Origin of the sequence: Klebsiella sp. Lac1, assembly GCF_009825425.1 — a bacterium.
Taxonomy (GTDB): Bacteria; Pseudomonadota; Gammaproteobacteria; order Enterobacterales; family Enterobacteriaceae; genus Klebsiella; species Klebsiella electrica.
Genome location: NZ_VJZJ01000001.1, coordinates 184,478 through 210,316 on the forward strand (window position 1 = coordinate 184,478; position 25,839 = coordinate 210,316).

Consider the following 25,839-nt stretch of genomic DNA (forward strand, 5'->3'; position numbering starts at 1 on the left):
TACTGGATTACATATTAACGGCGTCGCGATGACGAGTCGTGCCGCTGGCTACCTGGCGGACTTTAAACTAAGAGAGAGCTCTATGAATCCTGAGCGTTCTGAACGCATTGAAATCCCCGTATTGCCGTTGCGCGATGTGGTGGTTTATCCGCACATGGTCATACCCCTGTTTGTAGGGCGGGAAAAATCTATCCGTTGTCTTGAAGCGGCTATGGACCATGATAAAAAAATCATGCTGGTTGCGCAGAAAGAAGCTTCGACGGATGAGCCGGGTGTAAATGATCTTTTCACCGTCGGGACCGTGGCATCAATTTTACAGATGCTGAAGCTGCCTGATGGCACCGTCAAAGTGCTGGTTGAAGGCCTGCAGCGCGCGCGTATTTCTGCATTATCGGATAACGGCGAGCATTTTTCAGCGAAAGCCGAGTACCTTGAATCGCCGGCGATCGACGAACGCGAGCAGGAAGTGCTGGTGCGCACCGCGATCGGTCAGTTTGAAGGCTATATCAAGCTGAACAAGAAAATCCCACCGGAAGTGCTGACGTCGCTCAACAGCATCGACGATCCCGCGCGCCTGGCGGATACCATCGCTGCCCACATGCCGCTCAAGCTGGCCGATAAGCAGTCCGTCCTCGAGATGTCCGACATTAACGAACGTCTGGAATATCTGATGGCGATGATGGAATCGGAAATCGATCTGCTGCAGGTTGAGAAGCGCATTCGCAACCGCGTGAAAAAGCAGATGGAGAAATCTCAGCGTGAGTACTATCTGAATGAGCAGATGAAGGCCATCCAGAAAGAGCTCGGTGAGATGGACGATGCCCCGGACGAGAACGAAGCGCTGAAGCGCAAGATCGACGCGGCGAAAATGCCGAAAGAGGCAAAAGAAAAAACCGAAGCGGAACTGCAAAAGCTGAAGATGATGTCGCCGATGTCGGCGGAAGCGACCGTCGTACGCGGCTACATCGACTGGATGGTGCAGGTGCCGTGGAACGCGCGCAGCAAGGTCAAAAAAGATCTGCGTCAGGCTCAGGAGATCCTCGATACCGATCACTACGGCCTTGAGCGCGTGAAAGATCGTATCCTTGAGTATCTTGCGGTGCAGAGCCGTGTGAATAAGCTCAAAGGGCCGATTCTGTGCCTGGTTGGACCGCCGGGGGTGGGTAAAACCTCGTTGGGTCAATCCATCGCCAAAGCGACCGGACGTAAATACGTGCGTATGGCGCTGGGCGGCGTGCGTGATGAAGCGGAAATCCGCGGTCACCGCCGGACCTATATTGGCTCCATGCCGGGCAAACTGATCCAGAAAATGGCGAAAGTGGGCGTGAAAAACCCGCTGTTCCTGCTGGATGAGATAGACAAAATGTCCTCTGACATGCGCGGCGATCCGGCTTCAGCGCTGCTGGAAGTACTGGATCCTGAACAGAACGTGGCGTTTAACGACCACTATCTGGAAGTGGACTACGATCTGAGCGACGTGATGTTTGTGGCGACCTCTAACTCCATGAATATCCCGGCGCCGCTGTTGGATCGTATGGAAGTGATTCGTCTGTCCGGTTATACCGAAGACGAAAAACTGAACATTGCCAAACGCCACCTGCTGTCTAAACAGATTGAGCGTAATGCGCTGAAAAAAGGCGAGCTGACCGTTGAGGACAGCGCAATTATCGGGATTATTCGCTATTACACCCGTGAAGCGGGCGTGCGTGGGCTGGAGCGTGAAATTTCCAAGCTGTGCCGTAAGGCGGTCAAACAGCTGCTGCTGGATAAGTCACTGAAGCACATCACGATTAGCGGCGATAACCTGCATGATTTCCTTGGCGTGCAGCGCTATGACTACGGTCGTGCGGATAGCGAAAACCGCGTTGGTCAGGTCACCGGTCTGGCATGGACGGAAGTGGGCGGCGATCTGCTGACCATCGAAACCGCCTGCGTGCCGGGTAAAGGCAAGCTGACCTATACCGGCTCGCTGGGCGAAGTGATGCAGGAGTCTATTCAGGCTGCGCTGACCGTAGTCCGTTCGCGTGCGGATAAGCTGGGTATTAACTCAGACTTTTACGAAAAACGTGATATTCACGTTCACGTTCCGGAAGGGGCGACGCCGAAAGACGGCCCGAGCGCCGGTATCGCGATGTGTACCGCGCTGGTGTCCTGTCTGACGGGGAATCCGGTACGCGCTGACGTCGCGATGACGGGGGAAATTACCCTGCGCGGCCAGGTGCTGCCAATCGGCGGTCTGAAGGAAAAACTGCTGGCGGCACACCGCGGCGGCATTAAGACTGTTCTGATTCCTGATGAAAATAAACGTGACCTTGAAGAAATTCCAGATAACGTTATTGCCGATTTAGATATCCATCCGGTGAAACGAATCGAAGAAGTTCTGACACTTGCGTTGCAGAACGAACCCTTTGGCATGCAGGTCGTCACGGCAAAATAGTGATTTCGCGCAAATAGCGCTAAGAAAAGTGGGGCTGGGAAGTAAATTCGTACTTGCCAGCCTTTTTTTGTGTAGCTAACTTAGATCGCTGGCAGGGGGTCATCTACAACTCTGTTGTAAGGGCATGACAGTCCTGATATAACTGCTGCGCGGTCGCACCACGAAGGATTCTGGTGCGATATAAATTATAAAGAGAGGAAGAGAACAGTGAATAAATCTCAACTGATTGACAAAATTGCTGCGGGTGCGGACATTTCTAAAGCTGCAGCCGGACGTGCGTTAGATGCTTTAATTGCTTCTGTTACTGAATCTCTGCAGGCTGGAGATGACGTTGCGCTGGTCGGGTTTGGTACCTTTGCTGTGAAAGAGCGCGCTGCCCGTACCGGTCGCAACCCGCAAACAGGTAAAGAAATTACCATCGCTGCTGCCAAAGTGCCGGGTTTCCGTGCCGGTAAAGCGCTGAAAGACGCGGTAAACTGATCGGCTTCCCATCAGGGAATGTGACGAAGTACAAGGGCGCATCGCGAGATGTGCCTTTTTTATTTGCCCGAAACCCGACTTTATGTGTGTTTGTACGCACTTGTGGGCTGACAATCCCCCCATTTTCTTGTCAAAATAGGTCCTCACGCGCGGCAGCCATCACGTGCTATGCTGCGCGAGCTAAAGTCATCTACAGCGGAGCGTTGTTACACCATGATGGACAACCTACGCACGGCCGCCAATAGCGTCGTGCTCAAGATTATTTTCGGTATTATCATTATCTCGTTCATTTTGACCGGGGTGAGTGGTTACCTGATTGGCGGCAGTAACAATTATGCCGCGAAAGTTAACGACCAGGAAATTGGTCGCTCGCAGTTTGAAAATGCCGTTGCCAGCGAACGTAACCGTATGCAGCAGCAGCTTGGCGATCGGTTCTCGGAACTGGCGGCCAACGAAAACTACATGAAAACCATGCGTCAGCAGGTGCTGAACCGTCTGATTGACGAGTCGCTGCTTGACCAGTACGCCCGCGAACTTGGACTGAGCGTCAGCGATGCTCAAGTCAAACAGGCTATCTTCCAGACCCAGGCTTTCCAGACTAACGGCAAATTTGATAACGAACGTTTTGGCGGCATCGTGAATCAAATGGGTATGACCACCGATCAGTACGCGCAGGCGCTGCGCAACCAGCTGACGACTCAGCAGCTGATTAATGCCATTGCCGGTACCGACTTTATGCTGTCCGGTGAGTCCGATCAGCTGGCTGCGCTGGTATCTCAGCAACGCGTAGTGCGTGAAGCCACCATCGATGTCAACGCGCTGGCGGCGAAGCAGACGGTGAGCGATGAGGAAATCAACGCTTACTACCAGCAAAACCAGGCCCGTTTCATGGCGCCGGAGCAGTTCCGCGTCAGCTACATCAAAATGGATGCGGCTGGCATGCAGGAGAACGCTTCTGACCAGGAAATTCAGTCCTGGTATGATCAGCACCAGGATCAGTTCACGCAGCCGCAGCGTAACCGCTACAGCGTGATTCAGACCAAGACCGAAGCCGATGCCCAGACTATTCTGGATGAACTGAAGAAAGGGGCCGATTTCGCCGCCCTGGCGAAAGAAAAATCTACCGACATTATCTCTGCCCGCAACGGTGGCGATATGGGCTGGATGGAAGATGCCGCAACGGTGCCGGAGCTGAAAAATGCCGGTCTGAAAGAAAAAGGCCAGCTTTCTGGCGTGATTAAATCTTCCGTGGGTTTCCTGGTTGTCCGTCTTGATGATGTTCAGCCGGCGAAGGTTAAACCGCTGGCTGACGTTCGCGATGATATCGCGGCGAAAGTGAAGCAGGAAAAAGCGCTGGATGCTTACTACGCGCTACAGCAGAAAGTGAGCGATGCGGCCAGCAATGATAACGAATCTCTGGCCAGCGCCGCACAGGCTGCGGGTGTGAAAGTGAGCGAAACCGGCTGGTTTGGGCGTGACAATCTGCCGGAAGAGCTGAACTTTAAACCGGTCTCCGATGCTATTTTCAACGGCGGTCTGGTGGGCGAGAACGGTACGCCGGGCAGCAACTCCGATATCATCACCGTCGATGGCGATCGCGCATTTGTTCTGCGCATCAGCGAGCATAAAGCGGAAGCCGTGAAGCTGCTGGCGGATGTGAAAGCGCAGGTTATTGATATCGTAAAACACACCAAAGCTGAACAACAGGCGAAGCTGGATGCAGACAAGCTGCTGGCGGCGCTCAAAGATGGCAAAGGTGACGAGGCGATGAAAGCCGCAGGTTTAAGCTTCGGTCCGGCGCAGACGCTGGCCCGTACCGGTCAGGATCCATTGAGCCAGGCGACGTTTGCTCTGCCGCTGCCGCAGCAGGGTAAACCTGTCTACGGTATGGGTAGCGACATCAAAGGCAACGTGGTGCTGCTGGCGCTGGATGAAGTGAAAGCCGGCGACATGCCGGAAGAGCAGAAAAAAGCCATGGTTCAAGGCATCACGCAGAACAATGCTCAGATTGCTTTCGAAGCGCTGATGAGCAACCTGCGTAAGTCTGCGAAAATTAAACTCGGCGATGCCATCGACCAGCAGCCATAATTTTGTGACGCTTCGCAAAAATCAGTAACGTGATGTAATCCTCAAAGGCCGCTTTCGCGGCCTTTTCCATTTCTGCGGTTTGCCTTTTGTACTCTTTTTCCACGCTCGTTATTGTGACTCCGCTGTCTACAAACAAGGAGATAACAGCATGAAATGTGGATTGAAAACGCTTATTGCCGCCGCCGTACTGGTTTGCGCGGCAGGAAGTCCGGGCGTACTTGCCGCCCCTTCCAGCGGGAAAATGTCGGCGACGGCAAAGGAGAGCGTGCAGACGCCGCAGGCGAAGGCGCCTGAGGCGTTAAACGCGACTGACAATGATGGGACCAGGGTGAGTATCAATAGCGCCAGCGCAGAAGAGCTGGCAAAGGCTCTGAATGGCGTCGGTCTGAAGAAAGCGCAGGCTATCGTGAGCTATCGCGAAGAGTACGGGCCCTTTAAAACCGTTGACGATCTTAAGCAGGTCCCGGGGATGGGTAGCTCGCTGGTGGAGAGAAATCTGTCACATCTGACGCTGTAAATTTGCAGTACAAGTTTGCACAGTCGTTATTATTTGCCAGACTGAAGAGGTCACACGAGTGGTGTGACCTCTGACCTCAAAACAACAATGAAAGATAAGGCATGTGCGCTATGCAGACACAAATCAAAGTTCGCGGCTATCATCTCGACGTCTATCAGCACGTCAATAATGCGCGTTATCTGGAGTTTCTTGAAGAGGCGCGTTGGGATGGCCTGGAAAGCAGCCCGGCCTTTCACTGGATGACCGCACGTAACATCGCCTTCGTGGTGGTGAATATCAATATCAACTATCGACGTCCGGCGGTATTAGGCGATGTGCTCACCGTCACCAGCAAACTGGAACAGCTGAACGGAAAAAGCGGGACGTTAAGCCAGGTCGTCACCCTTAACCCTAACGGCGAGGTGGTAGCCGATGCGCTAATCACCTTTGTCTGCATCGATCTTAAAACGCAGAAGGCGCTGCCGCTGGAGGGCGAACTGCGCGAGAAACTGGTGCAACTGGAGTCTTGCTGACAGGCCCAGCGCAGGAGTCTGTCCCGGAGGCGCCGCTGCGCATCTGTTTCAGCTAACGCTAATCGAGAAAATGCCGGGTGGCGGCTGATGCCTGCCCGGCCTGTAGGTCGTTGCGGATTGGGTACAGGAGTACGCTGGCGGGCTACGGGCCTGATGGTATACGCGGTTCTCGCAGGCCCACGAAGGCGTCAGTCGCTACCGGGAAATAAGCGGCTACTGTAGCCCGGTTTTCTGCTTCATCACGGCCATAATACCTGGTCGATCGGCTTCGTACTGGCTTAGCCTGTTGGCGCGCAGGTTACAGGCCGCGCACTGTCCGCAGCCGTCGCCCTTAATGCCGTTATAGCAGGTCAGGGTTTCATGGCGCACCAGCGCTAACTGGCCCCAGTAATCGGCTAAGGCCCATGTCTCGGCTTTGTTCAGCCACATCAGCGGCGTCTCGAAGCGAATATCTTTCGCCATTCCCAGGCTGACGGCATGGTGCAGCGCTTTCACGAACTCGTCGCGGCAGTCCGGGTAGCCGGAAAAATCGGTCTCGCAAACGCCGGTAATGATCGCTTCCGCCTTGACCTGGTAGGCATAAATCGCCGTCAAGGTTAAAAACAGGATATTTCGTCCGGGCACAAAGGTATTCGGGATACCGCTGGCTTCCGGCTCATAGTCCGGCACCGGAATGTTATCGCGGGTCAGACTGCTGACGGCAAGCTCGTTGAGCAGCGTCACGTCGAGCACCTTATGGGCAACGGCGCCCAGCTTTAACGCCAGAGCGCGCGCAACGTCAATTTCCGCGCGGTGGCGTTGGCCATAATCAAAAGTGACGCAGTGCACTTCATCGTACTGTTGCAGAGCCTGCACCAGGCAGGTTGTTGAATCTTGTCCTCCGCTGAAGACAACTACGGCGCGTTTCATGGCAATTCCTGACAATCAAAGTGAAAGCGATATGGTAGCGCCTGACAGGCGCGGCGACCAGCTTCATCACGGCGGTGATGGCGGTAGCCAGGCGCTGGTGAAATCAAACCAGCCTCGGGCGTTAAGCCGCAGGCCGTTCACGCCCGGCGGGGCACTGATACGATAATGGTAATTAAATAGCGGCGTCATGATGGCATCGTCCATCAGGATATTGAAAACATTGCGCAACGCTTCGTTGCGGCTGCGTTCTTCAGGCTGCGCCTGGACGGCATCGAGGGTGGCCTGCAGATGAGCATATTGCGCCCCGGTCAATAAATGGGGCCACATCGTATCGCAGCGCAGCCACTGCTCCAGCGTGTATTCCGGCGCTTCGCCGATCAGCCGATCGCCCATGACCAAATCCGCCTGCGCCAGTTCCTGGCAACCGTGCCAGTTTTTGGCGTCGTGAAAAATGAGCTTCAGTTCGCAGCCGAGGGCGGCAAGCCGCAGGCGGAGCTGTTCCGCCATCGTGTGCAGTTCGACCGGCAGGTGATACAGCAGCGTAAGCTGTTCAGGCAGAGGCACATCCTGATTCTCCGGCCCCTGGGGAATGGTCCATCCGGGCAACACCTCGTGACTGGGGGTAATCAAATCTTCGTCGAGCGGAAGTGTCTTTAGCAGTGAAGAACGGTGAATCAGCGATACCAGCCGTTGCGCCTGAGCTTTACTGAGGCGAGGGCTTTGATGCAGCGTCAGGTAGCAAAATCCGAGGCTGATGCTATTGCTGACCTGACGAAGATTTGCCAGCTTGTCCGGATCGCCAATGGTAATCTGCACCGGGTGGCGGCAGCTGGTGCCCAGATTCTGCTCAAACAGCTGGGGAGTTATCCAGTACTCCACCGCCTGGATCAGCGGGTGGTGCAGATGATAGCGCGGATGATTCTCCAGCCGCACCAGTTCCGGGCTGAACAGTTGCAGGCGAAACGGCCCGCTGCCGACCGTTGGTTCATCGGGATGCGCCAGTACGCTGCCGTCGCTGGCAAGGCGGAAAGGGAGCCAGTAATCCGGGCGATGCAGCGTAATCGTCAGACACTGCGCATGCGTGACATCGATGCGGTTAATACTGGCAAACAGGGCGCGCAGGGCGGGTAGCTCCAGCAACATCAGCAGTCGCCGCTGAAGCTGCGGCGTTTCTAGCGGATCGCCATTATGCCAGAACAGCGTTGAACGGATATAAAACTGCCAGCACAGGCCGTCCGGCGATACCTGCCAGTGATGAGCTAAATCTCCGACCGGAGAGCTACTGTGCGTCCCGAAGCGCGTCAGTCCGGAAAAAATTTGCCCGGCAAGATGTTGTTCGGCGCGGCCAGGTAAAAAACCCGGCCGCAGTGCGTCAAGCGGGCGATAGTAGGGAATACGCAAAGTCGGCGTATTGTTTTGCCACTGACCGCCAAGAAAAGGCGAAAGCAGCGCCTTCAGCTCTTCCGTCGCCAACTGAGCCAGCTCCAGCGCGTTTTTCTGCTGACCATTATTCAGCGCCAGCTCCATCATCTCATTACGTAAGGCTTCTGGCGCGGTGTGAAAAATCAGCGTGCCGCGTTTTCCGCGCCCGGGAGCGGCCTGCCAGCTCAACCAGCCGGCCTCCTGAGCCTGACGCAGCAGCGTTCGAATATGGCGTTCGCTGCAAAAACAGCGTTCAGCCAGTTCGCCGACCGTCACCTGCTGCGGCGCGCCGGAGGAGGGCCGCCAGAGGCGCTGGTACTGGTTCAGACGGTTTAATAACCTCATAGACACTTCATCCTTCAACCGGCCTCTGCGTTGGCTACGCTTGCTCACCCCGGTCACTTACTGGAGTAAGCTTCCGGGGATTCGCGCCTTTGCCGCCTTGATGCAGGCTGTATTATTCACCTCATCTGACAAGGCTGCCTCTGTGCTGCTTGCGCTTGCTCACACCCGTTACCCGGGCTGTCCTTCGGCCTCGCCCCTTCGGAGCCTGCGCGAGCACGGTTTATAAACCCGGAACAATAAAATTTATCTATTCACTATTACTTCCGTATATCTCAGGCAATACTGGAACTCAAGTAAAACTCACCGTGCTTTTGGGAGCTCACATGGCAAAACTCGCTGCATTTGATATGGACGGCACGCTGCTGCTGCCGGACCACCGTCTGGGAACGTCAACGCGCTCAACGCTGAAGCGTCTGCGCGATCGTGATATTACCCTGACCTTTGCCACGGGCCGCCATGCGCTGGAAATGCGCCACGTCATCGGTGAACTCTCGCTGGATGCCTACTTAATTACCGGTAACGGTACGCGGATTCATGCCGTGGATGGAGAAGAGCTGCACCGCCGCGATCTCGATCCTGGCGTCGCGGAAGCGGTGCTCCACCGCCGCTGGGACACGGCGGCCAGCATGCACGTCTTTAATGATGGCGGCTGGTTTACCGGCCAGGAGATGCCCGGATTGCTGAAAGCGCATATTTTCAGCGGCTTCCGCTATCAGATATCCGATCCCAGACGGATGCCGGCGGATAACGTCACCAAAGTCTGCTTCTGCGGCGAGCACGACGATCTCCGGCGGCTCAACGTTCAGCTGGCTGAAGCGCTCGGCGATCGCGCGCATATTTGTTTTTCAGCGTTCGACTGCCTGGAAGTGCTGCCAAATGGGTGTAATAAAGGCGCAGCGCTGGCGGTACTCAGCCAGCATCTGGGGCTGTCGATGCAGGATTGTATGGCGTTTGGCGACGCCATGAACGACCGCGAAATGCTCGGTAGCGTGGGGCGCGGGGTCATTATGGGTAACGCGATGCCGCAGCTCAAAGCTGAACTGCCGCATTTACCGGTTATTGGAGACTGCCGGCATGAAGCGGTCTCCCATTTTTTAACGCATTGGCTGGATAATCCCGATCTTCCTTATTCCCCCGAATAAACAGACCTTTCCAGCAAGCCAGGCGCCACGGTGTCTGGCTTTTTTTATTGTGTGTTCACCATTGCCGCGATTTTTGCCTGCCACGGAGTGATATCGCCTATCTGACTCGCGACCCACTGCGGGTTGTAATAGCTCTCCAGATAGCGTTCGCCGCTGTCGCACAGCAGAGTGACGATAGAACCGGTACGCCCCTCGGCGCGCATACGCACGGCGAGCTCAAGCACCCCCCACATATTGGTGCCGGTGGAGGCGCCGACTTTGCGACCCAGCAGCGTTTCCAGCCACAGGGCGCTGGCGACGCTGGCCGCGTCCGGCACCCGCAGCATCTCATCGACGACGTCAGGAATAAATGACGGCTCGACGCGCGGGCGACCGATACCTTCTATTTTGCTGCCGACCGGGCTGCGCAGGTCGGCATCGCGGCTCTGCCAGTAGTCGAGGAACACCGAGTTTTGCGGATCGACCACCAATAGTTGAGTATCATAGCCCTGACAGCGGATATAGCGGCCAATCGTGGCCGATGTTCCGCCGGTCCCCGCACTCATCACGATATAAGCGGGCTGCGGATGCGGTTCATGGGTCATCTGCCGGAAAATGCTGTCGGCAATATTGTTATTGCCGCGCCAGTCCGTCGCCCGTTCAGCGAAGGTAAATTGATCCATATAATGGCCGTTCAGCTCGCGAGCCAGTCTCTCGGAGGCGGCATAGATTTCGCACGCGCTCTCGACGAAGTGACAGCGTCCGCCATAAAACTCAATCTGCTCAATTTTGCGTTTCGCCGTACAGGAAGGCATGACGGCGATAAACGGCAGGCCGAGCAGGCGTGCGAAGTAGGCTTCAGAGACTGCCGTCGAGCCGGAAGAGGCTTCGATAATCGTCGTCCCTTCTTTAATCCAGCCGTTACACAGTCCGTAAAGGAACAGAGAACGCGCCAGGCGGTGTTTCAGGCTGCCGGTAGGATGGGTGCTCTCATCCTTCAGGTAGATCTGAATACCCGGGAAGCCGGGCAGCGCCAGGCGAATAAGGTGCGTGTCGGCGGAACGCTGATAATCGGCGTTAATTTCACTGATGGCGTGTTTTACCCAGGCGCTCTTCATCGTTATTTCCTGTTTGTCATTTTGTGCCCAGCTTAGTGGAAGTGCGAGGAAAAATTGTTGCTATTTAGCCTTTAAATTACAATGAAAGGAGAAAATTTTTCTCCAGAGGTGCCCGGTGTTAGATAAAATTGACCGTAAGCTGCTTTCTTTGCTGCAAACTGACTGCACCCTCTCTTTGCAGGCGCTGGCCGATGCCGTTAATCTGACCACCACGCCCTGCTGGAAACGGCTGAAAAGGCTGGAAGATGAGGGTATCCTGCTCGGTCGCGTGGCGCTGCTGGATGCCGAAAAGCTTGGCCTCGGTCTGACGGCATTTGTGCTGATCAAGACCCAGCATCACAGCAGCGACTGGTACTGCCGGTTCGTCAGCGAAGTCACGCAGATGGCGGAAGTCCTCGGTTTCTGGCGGATGGCGGGAGAGTATGATTACCTGCTGCGGGTGCAGGTAGCGGATATGAAACGCTACGATGATTTTTATAAACGGTTGGTGAACAGCGTCCCCGGGTTGTCTGATGTCACTTCGAGTTTCGCGATGGAACAGATAAAATACACCACTGCCTTACCTATTGATTAACGGCGTTTGCCGCGACGATTTATACACTCAGGATTTAACTGCTTGCGATTATTTGCTCAACTTAGCTGGTACTTCCGCCGGGAGTGGCGCCGTTATCTCGGTGCTATTGCCCTGCTGGCCATTATCGCCGTTTTACAGCTGATTCCGCCAAAGGTGGTGGGGATCGTGGTTGATGGCGTCACCAGACAACATTACACCGCAGAGAAGGTGTGGATGTGGATCGGCGCGTTAGTCCTGATCGCGGTGATGGTCTATCTGCTGCGCTACGTCTGGCGCGTGCTGCTTTTTGGCGCCTCTTATCAGCTGGCCGTGGAGCTGCGGGAGGACTTTTATCGTCAGCTCAGCCGTCAGCATCCGGCCTTTTACCTGCGCCACCGCACCGGCGACCTGATCGCCCGCGCCACCAACGATGTTGATCGGGTGGTGTTTGCTGCGGGGGAAGGGGTGCTGACGCTGGTGGACTCGCTGGTGATGGGCTGTGCGGTATTGATCGTGATGTCGACGCAAATCAGCTGGCAGCTCACTCTGCTGGCGCTGTTGCCGATGCCGGTGATGGCCCTGGTTATCAAGCGTAACGGCGATGCGCTCCATGAACGTTTCCGCGTCGCGCAGGCGGCATTCTCCAGCCTCAACGATCGCACCCAGGAGAGCCTGACCAGTATCCGCATGATTAAGGCCTTTGGCCTGGAGGACCGGCAATCGGCGCAGTTTGCTGCCGATGCGGCGGATACCGGCAGAAAGAACATGCGCGTGGCGCGGATTGATGCGCGCTTTGACCCGACTATCTATATCGCGATTGGCACGGCTAACCTGCTGGCAATCGGCGGAGGGAGCTGGATGGTGCTGCAGGGCAGTATGACCCTCGGCCAGTTGACCAGCTTTGTGATGTATCTCGGTTTGATGATTTGGCCGATGCTGGCGCTGGCATGGATGTTTAACATCGTGGAACGCGGCAGCGCGGCCTACAGTCGGATCCGCACGATGCTCGAAGAAGCGCCGACCGTCAACGATGGTCATGAACTGGCCCCGGAAGGGCGCGGGGCGCTGAGCGTCGCCGTACGCGAATTTATCTATCCGCAGGCGAATAAGACCTCGCTGGAGAAGGTCAACTTTGTGCTCCAGCCTGGGCAAATGCTGGGTATTTGCGGGCCAACCGGCGCAGGGAAAAGCACGATCCTGGCGCTGATCCAGCGCCACTTTGACGTCACGCAAGGGGATATTCGCTTCCATGATATTCCGCTGACGCGGCTGCAGCTCGATAGCTGGCGCGCCCGTCTGGCGGTGGTGAACCAGACGCCGTTCCTGTTTTCCGACACCGTCGCCAACAACATCGCGCTCGGCAGGCCCGATGCGACGCCGGAGCAAATTGAGCATGTTGCGCGGCTGGCCAGCGTGCACGACGATATTCTGCGCCTGCCTCAGGGCTATGAAACGGAAGTCGGCGAACGCGGCGTGATGCTGTCCGGCGGACAAAAACAGCGCATTTCCATCGCTCGCGCGCTGCTGCTGGAGGCGGAGATTCTGATTCTTGACGATGCGCTGTCGGCGGTGGATGGCCGGACCGAGCATCAGATATTGCATAACCTGCGGCAATGGGGAGAGGGGCGAACGGTTATTATCAGCGCCCATCGCCTGTCGGCACTGACTGAAGCCAGCGAGATTCTGGTGATGCAGCATGGGCATATTGTCCAGCGCGGTCGCCACGACGGACTGGCGGCGCAACCCGGCTGGTATCGCGACATGTATCGCTATCAACAGCTGGAAGCGGCGCTGGACGATGCGCCGCAGGATCACGAGGAGGCCGCTGATGCGTAGTTTTTCCGAGCTCTGGCCGACTTTAAAACGTCTGCTGGCCTACGGTTCTCCGTGGCGTAAGCCGCTGATTATTGCGGTGGTGATGATGTGGATTGCCGCGGCCGCCGAGGTCAGTGGCCCGCTGCTGATCAGCTACTTTATCGACAATATGGTGGCGAAGAACGCCGTGCCGCTGAAGCTGGTCTGCGGTCTGGCCGTGGCCTATCTCGGCTTACAGATCCTCGCGGCGACCCTGCACTATAACCAGTCGCTGCTGTTTAATCGCGCCGCCGTTGGCGTGGTGCAGCAGCTGCGCAGTGATGTGATGGATGCGGCGCTGCGCCAGCCGCTGAGTGAATTTGATACCCAGCCGGTCGGGCAGCTGATCTCCCGCGTCACCAACGACACGGAAGTGATCCGCGATCTGTACGTCACGGTGGTGGCGACGGTGCTGCGTAGCGCGGCGCTGATTGGCGCCATGCTGGTGGCGATGTTCAGCCTTGACTGGCGCATGGCGCTGGTGGCGCTGACTATTTTCCCGGCGGTGTTGATTGTGATGATGATTTATCAACGCTACAGCACGCCGATCGTGCGCCGGGTGCGTGCCTGGCTGGCGGATATCAACGACGGCTTTAATGAAGTCATCAACGGTATGGGGGTTATCCAGCAGTTCCGCCAGCAGGCGCGCTTCGGCGAGCGGATGCGTGAAGCCAGCTATGCGCACTATCTGGCGCGAATGCAAACGCTGCGCCTCGATGGTTTCCTGTTGCGCCCGCTGCTGAGCCTGTTCTCAACGCTGGTACTCTGCGGGTTGCTGATGCTGTTCGGATTCAGCTCGGCTGGCACGATTGAAGTCGGGGTGCTGTACGCCTTTATCAGCTATCTGGGGCGTCTGAATGAGCCGCTGATTGAGCTGACGACCCAGCAATCGATGCTTCAGCAGGCGGTGGTCGCCGGCGAGCGCGTCTTCGAATTGATGGATCGCCCGCGTCAGGAGTGGGGGCAGGATAGCGCGCCGCTGCGCAGCGGCACGGTGTCGATTGAGAACCTCTCTTTTGCTTATCGCGGCGATCGCCTGGTGCTGCAGGATATCAACCTGGAGATTCCGTCCCGTGGTTTTGTGGCGCTGGTCGGCCATACCGGCAGCGGCAAAAGCACGCTTGCCAGCCTGATGATGGGCTACTACCCGCTGAGCAAAGGGGAAATTCGTATTGACGGTCGTCCGCTCTCCTCGTTGAGCCACAGCGCGTTGCGCCAGGGCGTCGCTATGGTGCAGCAGGATCCGGTGGTGCTGGCGGATACCTTTTATGCCAACGTCACGCTCGGTCGCGATATCAGCGAGGCGCAGGTCTGGGAAGCGCTGGAGTCGGTGCAACTGGCGGAACTGGCGCGCGGGATGAGCGAGGGGATTTACACGCAGCTGGGCGAGCAGGGGAATAATCTCTCGGTGGGTCAGAAGCAGCTGCTGGCGCTGGCGCGGGTGCTGGTGGATACCCCGCAGATTCTGATTCTCGATGAAGCGACGGCGAATATTGACTCCGGCACCGAACAGGCGATTCAGCAAGCGCTGGCCAAAGTTCGCCAGCACACCACGCTGGTAGTGATTGCGCATCGCCTGTCGACGATTGTTGAGGCTGACACCATTCTGGTGCTCCACCGTGGGCAGGCCGTCGAGCGCGGCAATCATCAGCAGTTGCTGGCAGCCAAAGGGCGCTACTGGCAAATGTATCAGCTGCAGCTGGCTGGTGAAGAGCTGGCCGCCAGCGCGCAGGAAGAGTCGCTGATTGCCTGATGCACTATAAGCAGGCAGTGGTGCTGGCGCGGTTTAGCATGGTGCAAAAATGTAACGCTCTGTGCACTGTAATGGTGCGTTTTTGGCTGTGACCGGTGCTTTTCCGCCTTCTTCTTATGCCGTTCTTCTGTTTTCTGCCTTAAAAGGGCCGCTATGCGGCCCTTTTTCATTTCTGGCATAGCCCTTGCTTTATTCCCTGCGTGTTAGCTGCTGCCATTACGAATTCAGAGCGGAGGGGACTTATGAAGCTGGTTACCGTGGTAATCAAACCATTCAAACTGGAAGATGTGCGTGAAGCGTTATCTTCCATCGGCATTCAGGGCCTGACGGTCACTGAGGTAAAAGGGTTTGGCCGTCAGAAAGGCCACGCCGAGCTGTACCGTGGTGCCGAATATAGCGTCAATTTTCTGCCAAAGGTGAAGATTGATGTCGCGATTGCCGACGATCAGCTTGATGAGGTCGTTGATGTGATTAGTAAAGCGGCCTACACCGGAAAAATTGGCGATGGCAAAATTTTTGTCGCCGAGTTGCAACGCGTTATTCGCATCCGCACCGGCGAAGCCGACGAAGCGGCACTGTAACGTCCAGACCACACAGTGATGGGGATCGAGAAAATGAAAATAGCAACAATGAAAACAGGTCTGGGTGCGCTGGCACTGCTTCCGGGGCTGGCGATGGCCGCACCGGCAGTGGCAGATAAAGCCGACAACGCCTTTATGATGATTTGCACCGCGCTGGTGCTGTTTATGACCATTCCGGGCATTGCGCTGTTCTATGGCGGCCTGATTCGCGGTAAAAACGTGCTCTCTATGCTGACCCAGGTCATCGTCACCTTTGGGTTGGTATGCGTGCTGTGGGTCGTTTATGGCTACACGCTGGCATTTGGTACCGGCGGCAGCTTCTTCGGCAGCTTCGACTGGGTATTATTGAAAAACATTGAGCTGAAAGCGCTGATGGGGACCTTCTATCAGTACATCCACGTCGCTTTCCAGGGCTCCTTCGCCTGTATCACCGTTGGCCTGATCGTGGGCGCACTGGCTGAACGTATTCGCTTCTCCGCGGTGCTGATTTTCGTCGTCGTCTGGATGACCCTCTCCTATGTGCCGATTGCGCACATGGTATGGGGCGGTGGTCTGCTGGCGACGCACGGCGCGCTGGATTTCGCCGGTGGTACTGTGGTGCATATCAACGCCGCCGTTGCCGGTCTGGTGGGCGCCTATATGATGGGCAAACGCGTTGGCTTTGGCAAAGAAGCGTTCAAACCGCATAACCTGCCGATGGTCTTCACCGGTACGGCAATCCTGTATGTTGGCTGGTTTGGCTTTAACGCCGGTTCGGCGAGTGCGGCGAACGAAATTGCCGCGCTGGCTTTCGTCAACACCGTTGTGGCGACCGCTGCGGCCATTCTGGCCTGGACCTTCGGCGAATGGGCGACCCGCGGTAAACCTTCTCTGTTAGGTGCCTGTTCCGGTGCGATTGCCGGTCTGGTTGGTGTCACTCCGGCATGTGGTTACATCGGCGTAGGCGGCTCACTGATTGTGGGTATCGCTTCCGGCCTGGCGGGTCTGTGGGGCGTAACGGTTCTGAAACGCTGGTTGCGTGTTGATGACCCGTGCGATGTGTTCGGCGTACACGGTGTCTGCGGGATCGTGGGCTGTATCCTGACCGGTATCTTTGCCGCAACCTCTCTGGGCGGCGTCGGCTACGCGGAAGGCGTGACCATGGGCCATCAGCTGCTGGTACAGCTGGAAAGTATCGGCATCACTATCGTCTGGTCCGGTATTGTCGCCTTCATCGGTTATAAAGTGGCGGATATGACCGTAGGTCTGCGTGTTCCGGAAGAGCAGGAGCGCGAAGGTCTGGACGTCAACAGCCACGGCGAAAATGCCTACAACGCCTGATAAATTGAGTTGTCTCCAGTAGCAGCAAAGCCTCCCGACGGGAGGCTTTTTTCGTCATGGGGGAGCGTATCGGGAATGGCCCGTCACGGATGACGCCTTATGCGTGACGGTTGCGCATGACCCCTTCCTGCACCGTTGATGCCACAAGCGTGCCATCCTGAGTATAAAACTCACCGCGAACAAAGCCCCGGGCGCTGGAGGCGGAAGTGCTCTCAACGCTGTACAGCAGCCAGTCGTTAATGTTGAACGGGCGATGGAACCACATTGAGTGGTCGATCGTCGCTACCTGCATCCCCGGTTCCAGGAACCCGACGCCGTGCGGCTGGAGCGCCACCGGCAGGAAATTGAAATCGGAAGCGTAGCCCAGCAGGTACTGATGGATGCGAATATCCTCCGGCACCGCGCCGTTGGCGCGGATCCACACCTGACGGGTCGGTTCAGCAACGTGGCCTTTCAGCGGGTTGTGAAACTCCACCGGGCGGATTTCCAGCGGTTTGTCGCTGAGGAACTTATCTTTGGCCTGCGGCGGCAGCAGGTGCGCCAGCTTACGCGCGATGTCGGTTTCGGAAGGCAGACCATTCGGCGCAGGGGCGTCCGGCATCAATTTCTGATGCTCATAGCCGGGCTCCGGGGCCTGGAAAGAGGCGGTCATATAAAAAATAGGTTTCCCGTTTTGAATGGCCGCGACCCGACGGGCGCTGAAGCTGTTGCCATCGCGCAGCACTTCGACGTCATAAATAATCGGTTTCTGGCTGTCGCCTGGGCGCAGGAAATAGCTGTGGAATGAGTGGATAAGACGCTCGGCAGGCACGGTTTCTTTCGCCGCGTACAGCGCCTGACCGACGACCTGGTCGCCAAAAACCTGACGTAAGCCCAGATCTTCACTCTGCCCGCGGAATAACCCTTCTTCAATTTTTTCCAGATTCAATAATGCCAGCAGATTGGTTAGTGCCTGACTCATATTTACCCTCAATCAATGATAACTGCGTTGCGCAGTACGTGTCGCGCAGTGCGTATTGAGGCCAAGTATAACCTGGAATCGCAAGTGGTCCGATGGGTGTAATAATCTGAATAAAGTGGCGTTTGCAGGAAGAGAACTGAGATCTGTGCCACACTTATGCACGATGCCAATGTTACTGCTCGCCAGTAGGCAGGACATACTCCTGCATGTAAAGGGATGAAAAGGAGAACATAATGAAATTTGCCTATATGTTAAGTGCTTTAGCCGTTGCAACCGCTTTGACCGCTTGCGCGAATAATCACGGCGCAAACACGGCCAGCCATGCGGCTGCCCCCGATCCTTATGGCATTGCCTCACTGACCTCATCGCAGCAACAGCCTAATGTTTCAGGGACTATTTCCATCCGGCAGAAAGTCGCCCTACCGCCGGATGCGGTACTCACCGTGACCTTGTCGGATGCGTCGTTAGCCGATGCGCCGTCGCGTGTGCTGGCGCAGAAAACGGTTCGTACCGAAGGTAAACAGCCGCCGTATGACTTCGTCCTGCCGTATAACCAGGCGGACATTAAGCCTGACGCGCGAATTTTGCTGAGTTCGGCTATCACGGTTGGCGGCAGGCTGATGTTTATCACCGATACCGTGCAGACGGTGGTGAATGGCGGAGGGAACCGTGCCGACCTGGTTCTGGTGCCGGTGCAGCAGATGGCCGTACCGGTCGCCAGCAGCGATACCCCCGCCGCGCAGTAAACCATCTATGCCCCTTGCCTGGGGCATTTTTTTGCCTTCAGTAAATCCAGCGATAGTGCTGCAGATCGATGTGGCCGCCGCCGGATACCTGCACGCCTTCAGCCAGCAGCGCCTGGCGCTGACGCTGCAGATCCGGGCCGGTAAGGGAAATGTCGCCGTGACGGTTGACCACCCGGTGCCAGGGAAGCGTGGAACCTTCGGGCAGGCGCTTGAGGACCCCGCCAACCTGGCGCGCCGCGCGGGGGGATCCCGCCAGTCGCGCTATATCGCCATAGGTGGTGACGTAACCTTCTGGAATGGAGGCCACAATTTGCCAGACCCGCCGGGGAAAAGTGTCGTGAGAATCCATCGTGCGTCCTGTAAACCGGGAAAGGCTCAGAATAAGCGCTGACTGCGTACCTGTACAGCGCGGGGCTATACGGGTTTGACGATAGTGAAATCGAGCGCGAGGCCAAGAATCTGCATCCCGTGCACGTTGTCGTGCGGGCTGATGGCCAGCAAACTTTCTAAAAATTTCAGCCGTCGGGAGCCGGCGTTGATAATCAGCTTTGCCCGCAGGGAAGGCAGTTGCTGCGAGGAGATCGGGTAGATGATGCGGCCGCTGACTTCGATGGGCAGTTTGCGCAAATCAATACGCCGCAGGACGCCGACCGTGGAATAGAGCACGGCAACCGGGGTAACCGCCAGCAGAGTACCGCTGCTGACGCTGACGAAATCCAGCATCAATTCCGGGCGCAGGAAATTCAGCCCTTGAAAGGAGAGGGTGACGCCGTCGATCTCTGGCATGGCAAGGGTCGTGGTTAAACGGGGAGCTTCACTCATTCCATTACCCTTGAGGTCAGAGATTGATTAAAAAGAGTACGGCGATATGGCGTGAAGTATGGATGGCGACAGGAAAATGTGCTGCGATAGCGCTCGCAATCCCTTAATTTAGTCCGCAAGACGCGTATCGAAACGGAAAATTGTGTCCGGGCATCGCCGCCGTGCCGCCCGCGGCGGCGGCAGAAATAGCGGGTCGACAGCCTGTGGCAGGCCCCTTTGGGGTGATAGCGCAAGCTTTCTGCACGCGGTTGCACAATAAACCAGCATCTGGTTGGGGGTTGCTTGCAATTAGCCGGTCCAGTAGGGATAATGCGCCTGCGCGTTGGATAACGACGCTCTCAATGGGGGCTCTGTTGGTTCTCCCGCAACGCTACTCTGTTTACCAGGTCAGATCCGGAAGGAAGCAGCCAGAGCAGACGACGTGTGTGCCGGGATGTAGCTGGCAGGGCCCCCACCCAATTCTGGGGATCCTTGTTTTTTCTTTCTTTTTTCATCTGTTCCCGCGTTCCCGCACTCAGCAAAAAACCACCTTGCGCATTTTGCATGTCGGAGCGTTTTGCCGGATTATTGTACTCCCGAATCGTGCCAGCAAGATAAATAGCGGAGAATTTGCGCGGTTCGTGCCTGTCAGTGTCGTCTCTAAAAATACCCTCTGTTTATGCCTTAAAACTATTTGTCATAAATTTGAAATGATAATGAAATATTAATGTCATCTTCATGTCATATATAACTGGCAGATTATCTGTGGGCATTTATTGTCTGGCTATCAGTTGAAAAATATATGACTGGATCAGTTTGTTAACTTCGTGTATTAATTATGATAAATTTATTGCACGGGAAGCATGGCGATGACTACAGTAGTTTTGAACGTAAAAATTGATGCAGAGTTAAAAGAAAAGCTGCGTCATTATGCGGAAGTAAATGACGAGAATCTGGGTACTGCAACGGAGAAACTGCTGCTGCTGGCCTTCCAGATAGCAGATTCAGCAGGTGAGGCGGGGGTTTCGGAAGAGGATATTGATAGTCAGCATACCGAAGAAGAAGCTTCTCCATTAACCCCTAAAGAAATCAAAGCATTAAGAAAAATTCTGAAGAAGAAAAAATGAAACAACAACTCTCTACAGCCAGCAACTATAGCGAAGCCTGCGATCTGTTACGTTCAGGGTATGTTAAGCATGTTCGCCTCAACTGGAATATCGGTAGTGATGAGTTCTTTCGCATTGCCTCCGACTGGTGTGAAACCGGGGCGAAAATTAAAAAAGATGAAGATGGTTTTATTATCTCATTAAAAAGCTTTCCCATCCCCCGCCAGCATTAATGAAATTTTTCATTGATGTCATCAGGCTGACATATAGCAATGACATCATGAAGCGCAATTTATAAAAAACATCTCATATGCGTCATGGATGATGATTTTTGACGGGCTGAATCCAGCCCGTCGATATTTTATTATATTATTTTACGCATTCTCGTATTTTCATTCTGTTGCGCCAGACCTGCCCAGATGGGCTGCAGGGTGGTAAATGCGCTGCGCAACGGCTCATCGTCCAGGGTGAAAGGTAAACGCAAATAGCGGTCAAAGGCGCCAGCCAGGCCGAAGCGCGTTCCGGTACCAATATGGATCCCAAGACTTTCTGCTCTTGCCGAGAAGATGGTCGCCAGCATGTCCGGTAATTCCACCCAAAAAGAGAGTCCGCCTGCCGGCGATGTGAAGCGCCAGTGGGGGAAGTATTCCGTCATGAGCGCGCCGCACATATCGCGGCGTGCGGCCAGCATGGCTCTACGCGCCGGGAGCCAGGCCCGATCATTTTCGAGCAACCAGCTGCAGGCCAGTTGTTCGAGAAGCGGCGTGCCCAGATCGAGTGAATCCCGGGCCTGAACTAACGAGGCGATGGTGCGTGCGGAAGCGCGGATCCAGCCGATACGTAATCCCCCCCAGAAACTTTTTCCGGCCGAGCCAATCGTGATAACCGGCGCCTCGGCGTTGAAGGTCGCCAGCGGCGGAGGCGGCGGGGCGTTGTACCATAAATCCACCATTGTCTCGTCGACCACCAGCGTCGTACGCGTTTGCGCCGCTATATCGGCTACCCGCTGGCGGGTGGCGCTATCCATACAACGGCCGGTAGGGTTGTGAAAATCAGGCATCAGCCATGCCAGCCGTGGTGCGGTTTGCGCAATGGTTGCCGCCAGTCCGTCGCAGTCCCAGCCATGTTGCGGCAGGGCGACGCTGACCGGCCTGCAGGAGGCGCCCTGAATGGCGCTGATCGCCATGGGATAAGTCGGCGCATCGATCACCACGCGATCGCCAGGCCCGGTGAGCAGACGAAGCACCAGCGAAAAGGCGTTCAGCGCGCCGTTCACAATCATCACTTCATCGCCGCGGGTTGGCAGACCTCGTTCGCAGTAGCGGCGGGCTATCGCCTCCCGCAAAACCGGTAGCCCGTGCTGGTCGTAACCGGTATTGGACAGATGCTGCGGCAGCATCGTCAGGGCCTGATGATAGGCCTGGTGAATCTCCGGTCCGGCGCTCAGGGCGGCGGTGGCCAGATTGACCGATGATGGATGGAGGGCCTCTTTTGTCGCCGTGTCTGCACGTTCCGGCAGCGCGATACGCGAACCGCTGCCCTGGCGGCTGTAAAGATAACCCTCTTCACGCAGCTGGCCGAGCGCGCTGGCGATCGTGGTGCGGCTGACGTTCAGGGCCGCAGCCAGCTCCCGTTCGCCCGGGAGCCGCGTCTCCAGCGTCAGGCGACCATCGAGAATCAGCAGACGCAGGGCGTCCGCCAGCTGGCGCCAGAGCGGCGTTCGGGTCGAAGACTCTTGCCAGTGGCCCAGCAGGCGTACCAGCGATTGGGTACCGAAGCGACGAGAAACCATAGCGATCCACTTTTAAAAAACTGGCCATTAATTATCAATCCATTTTTGCTGATGATGGCGAGGTCCGCAATCATCCAGAGGTAAAAAATGTTACGTCGATTAGTGCAGCTCTATATCGGTCTTGTTCTGTACGGCGTGTCGACCGCGTTGTTTGTTCATGCCAATCTGGGTGCCGATCCGTGGGATGTTTTTCATCTCGGCGTCGGTAAGCAGTTTGGCCTCGATTTTGGCACGGTGATCATTCTGACCGGGGCGGCGGTGCTGCTGCTGTGGATCCCGATGCGTCAAATGCCGGGACTGGGAACGGTCAGCAATGTGATCGTACTGGGGCTGGCGGCAAACGCGACGCTGGCGGTCCTGCCGCCGATGGAGTCGCTGGTGTGGCGCAGCCTGATGCTGATCGGCGCTATCGTGCTCAATGCTCTGGCGACGGGGATGTATATTGGCGCCGGTTTTGGCCCCGGGCCGCGCGATGGACTGATGACCGGCTTGCATGCCCGTACCGGGTGGTCTTTGCGGGGTATCCGCACCGTCATTGAGCTATCGGTGCTGGCGATCGGCTGGGCGCTGGGTGGGACCTTTGGCGTCGGAACCGTGCTTTATGCGCTGACGATCGGGCCGCTTATTCAGCTGTGCTTACCCTGGTTTCGCCAGCCGGTGGTGCGCAAAACGGCTACCGCGACCGGTGAGGTGGTCTCCTGATTTTATCCCGTTACAAGGGATGAGGGCTAAACTTAGCCTTACAGATGCGGCCGGGTTTTCCGGTCGCGCTGTTCACTTCGGAGATCAGACTCATGAAGTACGTTGATGGTTTTGTCGTTGCCGTGCCCGCGAAAAATAAGGAGGCCTATCGCGAGCTGGCAGCAAAGGCCGCACCGCTGTTTAAAGAGTTTGGCGCGCTACGGGTGGTGGAGTGCTGGGCGGACGATGTGCCGGACGGTAAGCTCACCGATTTTCGCATGGCGGTGAAAGCCGGGAGCGACGAAGAGGTCGTGTTCAGCTGGATAGAATATCCGTCAAAAGAGGTGCGCGACGCGGCGAATGCCACCATGATGGCCGACCCAAGGATGAAGGCGTTAGGCGATAGCATGCCGTTTGATGGCCAACGAATGATTTTCGGCGGCTTCCTGCCGTTACTGGATGAATAAGCTTTGCCGCCGTCCCTTTCCTGTTGAAGGGGACGGCAGTGGCGTGGTCAGGATACTTTGGTAAACAGATGGCGATAATCGCGCACGTCGCCGTCGGTACGAAACAGACCGCCGCCGCTGTAATGCAGGGTCTGTGGCCAGACGGGCTGCGGTTTAACCTTTGCCGCCACCACCTCAAAAATAAAGAAGTTATAGCTCTCCACCAGCGCATCGTCGAAGAGCCGGCATTCAAAGCTGGCGTGGCACTCGGCAATCGACGGCGCGGCCACCCGTTCGCTGGCTTCCGCGGTAAGCCGGAAGGCAGCGAATTTGTCCACCGTGTCGCCGTCACAGTTACCGATTCTGGCGACCGTCTCCGCCATGGCGGCATCAGGCAGATTGATAACGCACTCCCCGCTGCTGCGGATCATGTCGAAACTGATATTGCCGGCGGAAATCATGCACCCGACCAGCGAGGGGGAAAACTCCAGCACCGTATACCAGCCAAGGGTCATGATATTATTCCGATCCTGCCAGCGACTGCTGATTAAGACCACGGCACCGGGTTCCAGCCAGTGGCGCACATCGTGTAAAGGCCAGGGATGTTTTTGCATCAGGGAACTCTCCCTTTTATGGAGTTACCTTAAGCGTAGCTCAATGCGCTCTCAGGTTATTTTCCGCCCACAGCATAAACTGCGTTTTCGGCAACGCCGGGCTGTACAGCCAGCCCTGGGCATAGAGCACATCGTGGCGACACAGCCAGTCGCGCTGTTCCTGAGTTTCGACGCCTTCGGCAATGGTGGCCAGATGGAGCGCTTTTGCCATTTTGATGATATGCGGCGTCAGCGGCTTATATTCGAGGGTATCGACGAAGGATTTGTCTATTTTCAGGATATCGACATCCAGTTTTTGCAGGTAGCTGAGGCTGGAATAACCGGTCCCGAAATCATCGATTGAAATACTGTGCCCCATCTGGCGATAGCGGGCGATCACCGGCAGAGTGGTCTCGGGATCGATGAAACCGCGCTCCGTCAGCTCAAGCGTAATTTGCGCCGGCGCGATCTCCCACTGGCGAAGCCTATCGGCCAGAAGGGCTGGCAGGGCAGGCGAGCGCAGATCGTCGACCGACAAGTTAATTGAAATGTGGAGTTCCGGATGCGCGTGCAGCCACGGGCCGAGATCGGCGAAAATTTTCCGCACAATATCTTCGGTTAACTGGGTAATGAGCCCGGTTTGTTCGGCAAGCGGAATAAAAATATCCGGCGACAAAAAGCTGCCGTCGGGCTGCTGCCAGCGCGCCAGCGCTTCGGCGCCGACGATTTTGCCATCTTTGAGTGAGACGATGGGCTGGTAATGGACCTGAATCGCGTCAGAGTGCAGCGCATCCAGCATCCCATAGCGCGGCGAGCGTAAGGTACGCAGCAGTCGCAGGAGCAAAAATGAGGTCAGCAGACTGATAAACAGGCCGAGGGGCAGCCACAGCGCCAGCTGATGGCGGAATTTTTCCTGCAACGGGAGCGTGGATGACCAGGTGGCGATAGCCAGCCCCAGTTCAGGGATACGATGGAGGCGATAAACCCTGTTGTCGACGGTGAGCGTCTGGCCGGCCAGGTGATTGATTTGATTCCACACCACCGGGTCGAGAGGCTCACTGCTGGTAATCACCTGTTTGTCTTCGATGCCAAACAGAATCGCATGAATATTTTCCTGGCCCGGCGAAATGATATCGATAAATGAGGCAGGATCGATCATCACGACATGATGCTCACTGCCCAGCGCCGTCATTTTGCGCTGCAGACCGAGATCGTTGACCGACGTGAGCCACGCCCGGTAGCCGTCGGTGGTGACATGATCGGGGACAGGGAAGGAGACCGGGGTAGGGTGATCTTCGAGAGAAGAACATTGCGGCACCGAACCCTGGAGCCACAGCACCTCCTGCACATAGCGATGGGTATAGGCGATTCGGCGCATCGCGAGCAAATGCTGTGGGCTGCAGGCGGCTGCGCCGTGGGCATCGGCTTCCTGCAGCGCTTCTCTTGCCTGGCTTGCCACCTGCTGGATGCGCATCAGCACCCGGGAAGAGTAGTTATCCAGTTCGGAATAAAACAGTATTTTTGCCTGACTGGTCGCCAGCCAGATACTTAAGGCTATCGGCACGATGACGGCGAGTATCAATACCCCGGTAACCAGACTCACCAGATTGCTGGTCGTCATGCGTATATCCTGATGTTATTGGGGATTTGATGAGTATATCCGATGGCGGAAAAGGTCGCAGACGGGGGGCAATGATTATTAT

At 56.3% G+C, this 25,839-nt stretch carries 25 protein-coding genes and 1 other RNA gene; 17 read left to right on the plus strand and 9 right to left on the minus strand.

The genetic code is table 11. The annotated features are described in order from the left end of the window. Nucleotides 1-82 precede the first annotated feature (82 nt). From lon to FNY10_RS00870, 5 genes are all read left to right on the plus strand, one after another. A complete protein-coding gene (gene lon / locus FNY10_RS00850; RefSeq protein WP_100683133.1) occupies nt 83-2,437 on the plus strand; it encodes an endopeptidase La in 2,355 nt (784 codons plus the stop codon). A 207-nt stretch (nt 2,438-2,644) separates the two neighbouring features. Next, on the plus strand, nt 2,645-2,917 hold the full coding sequence (gene hupB / locus FNY10_RS00855; RefSeq protein ID WP_002444653.1) for a nucleoid-associated protein HU-beta: 273 nt from the start codon (nt 2,645-2,647) through the stop codon (nt 2,915-2,917). A gap of 213 nt (nt 2,918-3,130) precedes the next feature. Next, nucleotides 3,131-5,005, plus strand: coding sequence for a peptidylprolyl isomerase (gene ppiD, locus FNY10_RS00860; protein WP_160702171.1), 1,875 nt, complete (start codon nt 3,131-3,133; stop codon nt 5,003-5,005). Between the two features lie 148 nt (nt 5,006-5,153). Next, the gene (locus FNY10_RS00865; RefSeq protein WP_160702169.1) at nt 5,154-5,522 is read left to right on the plus strand and encodes a helix-hairpin-helix domain-containing protein; all 369 of its coding nucleotides are present in this window, start codon (nt 5,154-5,156) and stop codon (nt 5,520-5,522) included. 110 nt (nt 5,523-5,632) lie between these two features. Continuing rightward, nucleotides 5,633-6,034 carry a YbgC/FadM family acyl-CoA thioesterase gene (locus tag FNY10_RS00870; protein ID WP_131066478.1) on the plus strand — a complete coding sequence of 134 codons (402 nt, stop codon included), beginning with the start codon at nt 5,633-5,635 and terminating at the stop codon, nt 6,032-6,034. 213 nt (nt 6,035-6,247) lie between these two features. On the opposite strand, the gene queC is transcribed toward FNY10_RS00870, so the two are convergent. Both queC and FNY10_RS00880 read right to left on the minus strand, forming a co-directional pair. Beyond that, complete coding sequence (queC, locus tag FNY10_RS00875) at nt 6,248-6,943, minus strand: 7-cyano-7-deazaguanine synthase QueC (protein WP_160702167.1); 696 nt, start codon at nt 6,941-6,943, stop codon at nt 6,248-6,250. A gap of 66 nt (nt 6,944-7,009) precedes the next feature. Further along, nucleotides 7,010-8,710 carry an SgrR family transcriptional regulator gene (locus FNY10_RS00880; protein WP_141965211.1) on the minus strand — a complete coding sequence of 567 codons (1,701 nt, stop codon included), beginning with the start codon at nt 8,708-8,710 and terminating at the stop codon, nt 7,010-7,012. Between the two features lie 323 nt (nt 8,711-9,033). On the opposite strand from FNY10_RS00880, the gene cof reads away from it, so the two are divergent. Further along, entirely contained in the window at nt 9,034-9,852 is an 819-nt protein-coding gene (gene cof, locus FNY10_RS00885) for an HMP-PP phosphatase (protein ID WP_160702165.1), read from the plus strand. 44 nt (nt 9,853-9,896) lie between these two features. On the opposite strand, the gene FNY10_RS00890 is transcribed toward cof, so the two are convergent. Then, nucleotides 9,897-10,949 (minus strand): PLP-dependent cysteine synthase family protein, encoded by a 1,053-nt coding sequence (locus FNY10_RS00890; RefSeq protein WP_131047501.1) that lies wholly within the window; start codon nt 10,947-10,949, stop codon nt 9,897-9,899. A 115-nt stretch (nt 10,950-11,064) separates the two neighbouring features. Between FNY10_RS00890 and FNY10_RS00895 the strand changes: the two genes are divergently transcribed. From FNY10_RS00895 to amtB, 5 genes are all read left to right on the plus strand, one after another. Next, nucleotides 11,065-11,523 carry an Lrp/AsnC family transcriptional regulator gene (locus FNY10_RS00895; protein WP_004858739.1) on the plus strand — a complete coding sequence of 153 codons (459 nt, stop codon included), beginning with the start codon at nt 11,065-11,067 and terminating at the stop codon, nt 11,521-11,523. A 42-nt stretch (nt 11,524-11,565) separates the two neighbouring features. Then, a complete protein-coding gene (locus tag FNY10_RS00900) occupies nt 11,566-13,338 on the plus strand; it encodes a SmdA family multidrug ABC transporter permease/ATP-binding protein (protein WP_141965209.1) in 1,773 nt (590 codons plus the stop codon). After that, a complete protein-coding gene (locus FNY10_RS00905) occupies nt 13,331-15,109 on the plus strand; it encodes a SmdB family multidrug efflux ABC transporter permease/ATP-binding protein (protein WP_131047503.1) in 1,779 nt (592 codons plus the stop codon). The genes FNY10_RS00900 and FNY10_RS00905 overlap by 8 nt, the downstream gene beginning before the upstream one ends. 242 nt (nt 15,110-15,351) lie before the next feature. Beyond that, entirely contained in the window at nt 15,352-15,690 is a 339-nt protein-coding gene (gene glnK / locus FNY10_RS00910; RefSeq protein WP_004858743.1) for a P-II family nitrogen regulator, read from the plus strand. A gap of 33 nt (nt 15,691-15,723) precedes the next feature. Beyond that, nucleotides 15,724-17,010 (plus strand): ammonium transporter AmtB, encoded by a 1,287-nt coding sequence (gene amtB, locus FNY10_RS00915; protein WP_160702163.1) that lies wholly within the window; start codon nt 15,724-15,726, stop codon nt 17,008-17,010. A gap of 97 nt (nt 17,011-17,107) precedes the next feature. On the opposite strand, the gene tesB is transcribed toward amtB, so the two are convergent. Continuing rightward, a complete protein-coding gene (tesB, locus tag FNY10_RS00920; RefSeq protein WP_160702161.1) occupies nt 17,108-17,971 on the minus strand; it encodes an acyl-CoA thioesterase II in 864 nt (287 codons plus the stop codon). Between the two features lie 233 nt (nt 17,972-18,204). Between tesB and FNY10_RS00925 the strand changes: the two genes are divergently transcribed. After that, entirely contained in the window at nt 18,205-18,717 is a 513-nt protein-coding gene (locus FNY10_RS00925; RefSeq protein WP_100683144.1) for a YbaY family lipoprotein, read from the plus strand. A 37-nt stretch (nt 18,718-18,754) separates the two neighbouring features. On the opposite strand, the gene FNY10_RS00930 is transcribed toward FNY10_RS00925, so the two are convergent. Both FNY10_RS00930 and FNY10_RS00935 read right to left on the minus strand, forming a co-directional pair. After that, nucleotides 18,755-19,066, minus strand: coding sequence for an MGMT family protein (locus FNY10_RS00930; RefSeq protein ID WP_160702159.1), 312 nt, complete (start codon nt 19,064-19,066; stop codon nt 18,755-18,757). A gap of 65 nt (nt 19,067-19,131) precedes the next feature. Beyond that, on the minus strand, nt 19,132-19,539 hold the full coding sequence (locus FNY10_RS00935) for a dTDP-glucose pyrophosphorylase (RefSeq protein WP_100683146.1): 408 nt from the start codon (nt 19,537-19,539) through the stop codon (nt 19,132-19,134). 351 nt (nt 19,540-19,890) lie between these two features. Here FNY10_RS00935 and ffs point away from each other — a divergent pair. From ffs to FNY10_RS00950, 3 genes are all read left to right on the plus strand, one after another. Continuing rightward, an RNA gene (ffs, locus tag FNY10_RS00940) (signal recognition particle sRNA small type) lies at nt 19,891-19,987 on the plus strand. Nucleotides 19,988-20,387: 400 nt separating this feature from the next. Then, nucleotides 20,388-20,645, plus strand: coding sequence for a hypothetical protein (locus FNY10_RS00945; protein ID WP_100683151.1), 258 nt, complete (start codon nt 20,388-20,390; stop codon nt 20,643-20,645). Next, nucleotides 20,642-20,857, plus strand: coding sequence for a hypothetical protein (locus FNY10_RS00950; RefSeq protein ID WP_100683152.1), 216 nt, complete (start codon nt 20,642-20,644; stop codon nt 20,855-20,857). Before FNY10_RS00945 ends, FNY10_RS00950 begins: the two co-directional genes overlap by 4 nt. A 131-nt stretch (nt 20,858-20,988) precedes the next feature. On the opposite strand, the gene FNY10_RS00955 is transcribed toward FNY10_RS00950, so the two are convergent. Next, entirely contained in the window at nt 20,989-22,416 is a 1,428-nt protein-coding gene (locus FNY10_RS00955; protein WP_160702157.1) for an aminotransferase class I/II-fold pyridoxal phosphate-dependent enzyme, read from the minus strand. Nucleotides 22,417-22,503: 87 nt separating this feature from the next. On the opposite strand from FNY10_RS00955, the gene FNY10_RS00960 reads away from it, so the two are divergent. Continuing rightward, the gene (locus FNY10_RS00960; RefSeq protein ID WP_100683154.1) at nt 22,504-23,118 is read left to right on the plus strand and encodes a YczE/YyaS/YitT family protein; all 615 of its coding nucleotides are present in this window, start codon (nt 22,504-22,506) and stop codon (nt 23,116-23,118) included. Between the two features lie 92 nt (nt 23,119-23,210). Next, nucleotides 23,211-23,564: a DUF1428 domain-containing protein gene (locus FNY10_RS00965; RefSeq protein WP_100683210.1), complete on the plus strand. Its 354-nt coding sequence runs from the start codon at nt 23,211-23,213 to the stop codon at nt 23,562-23,564. A 47-nt stretch (nt 23,565-23,611) separates the two neighbouring features. Here the strand turns inward: FNY10_RS00965 and FNY10_RS00970 are convergent, their stop codons facing one another. After that, on the minus strand, nt 23,612-24,157 hold the full coding sequence (locus tag FNY10_RS00970) for a flavin reductase family protein (protein ID WP_160702155.1): 546 nt from the start codon (nt 24,155-24,157) through the stop codon (nt 23,612-23,614). Between the two features lie 40 nt (nt 24,158-24,197). Beyond that, nucleotides 24,198-25,757, minus strand: coding sequence for an EAL domain-containing protein (locus tag FNY10_RS00975; protein ID WP_141965206.1), 1,560 nt, complete (start codon nt 25,755-25,757; stop codon nt 24,198-24,200). Nucleotides 25,758-25,839 lie beyond the last annotated feature (82 nt).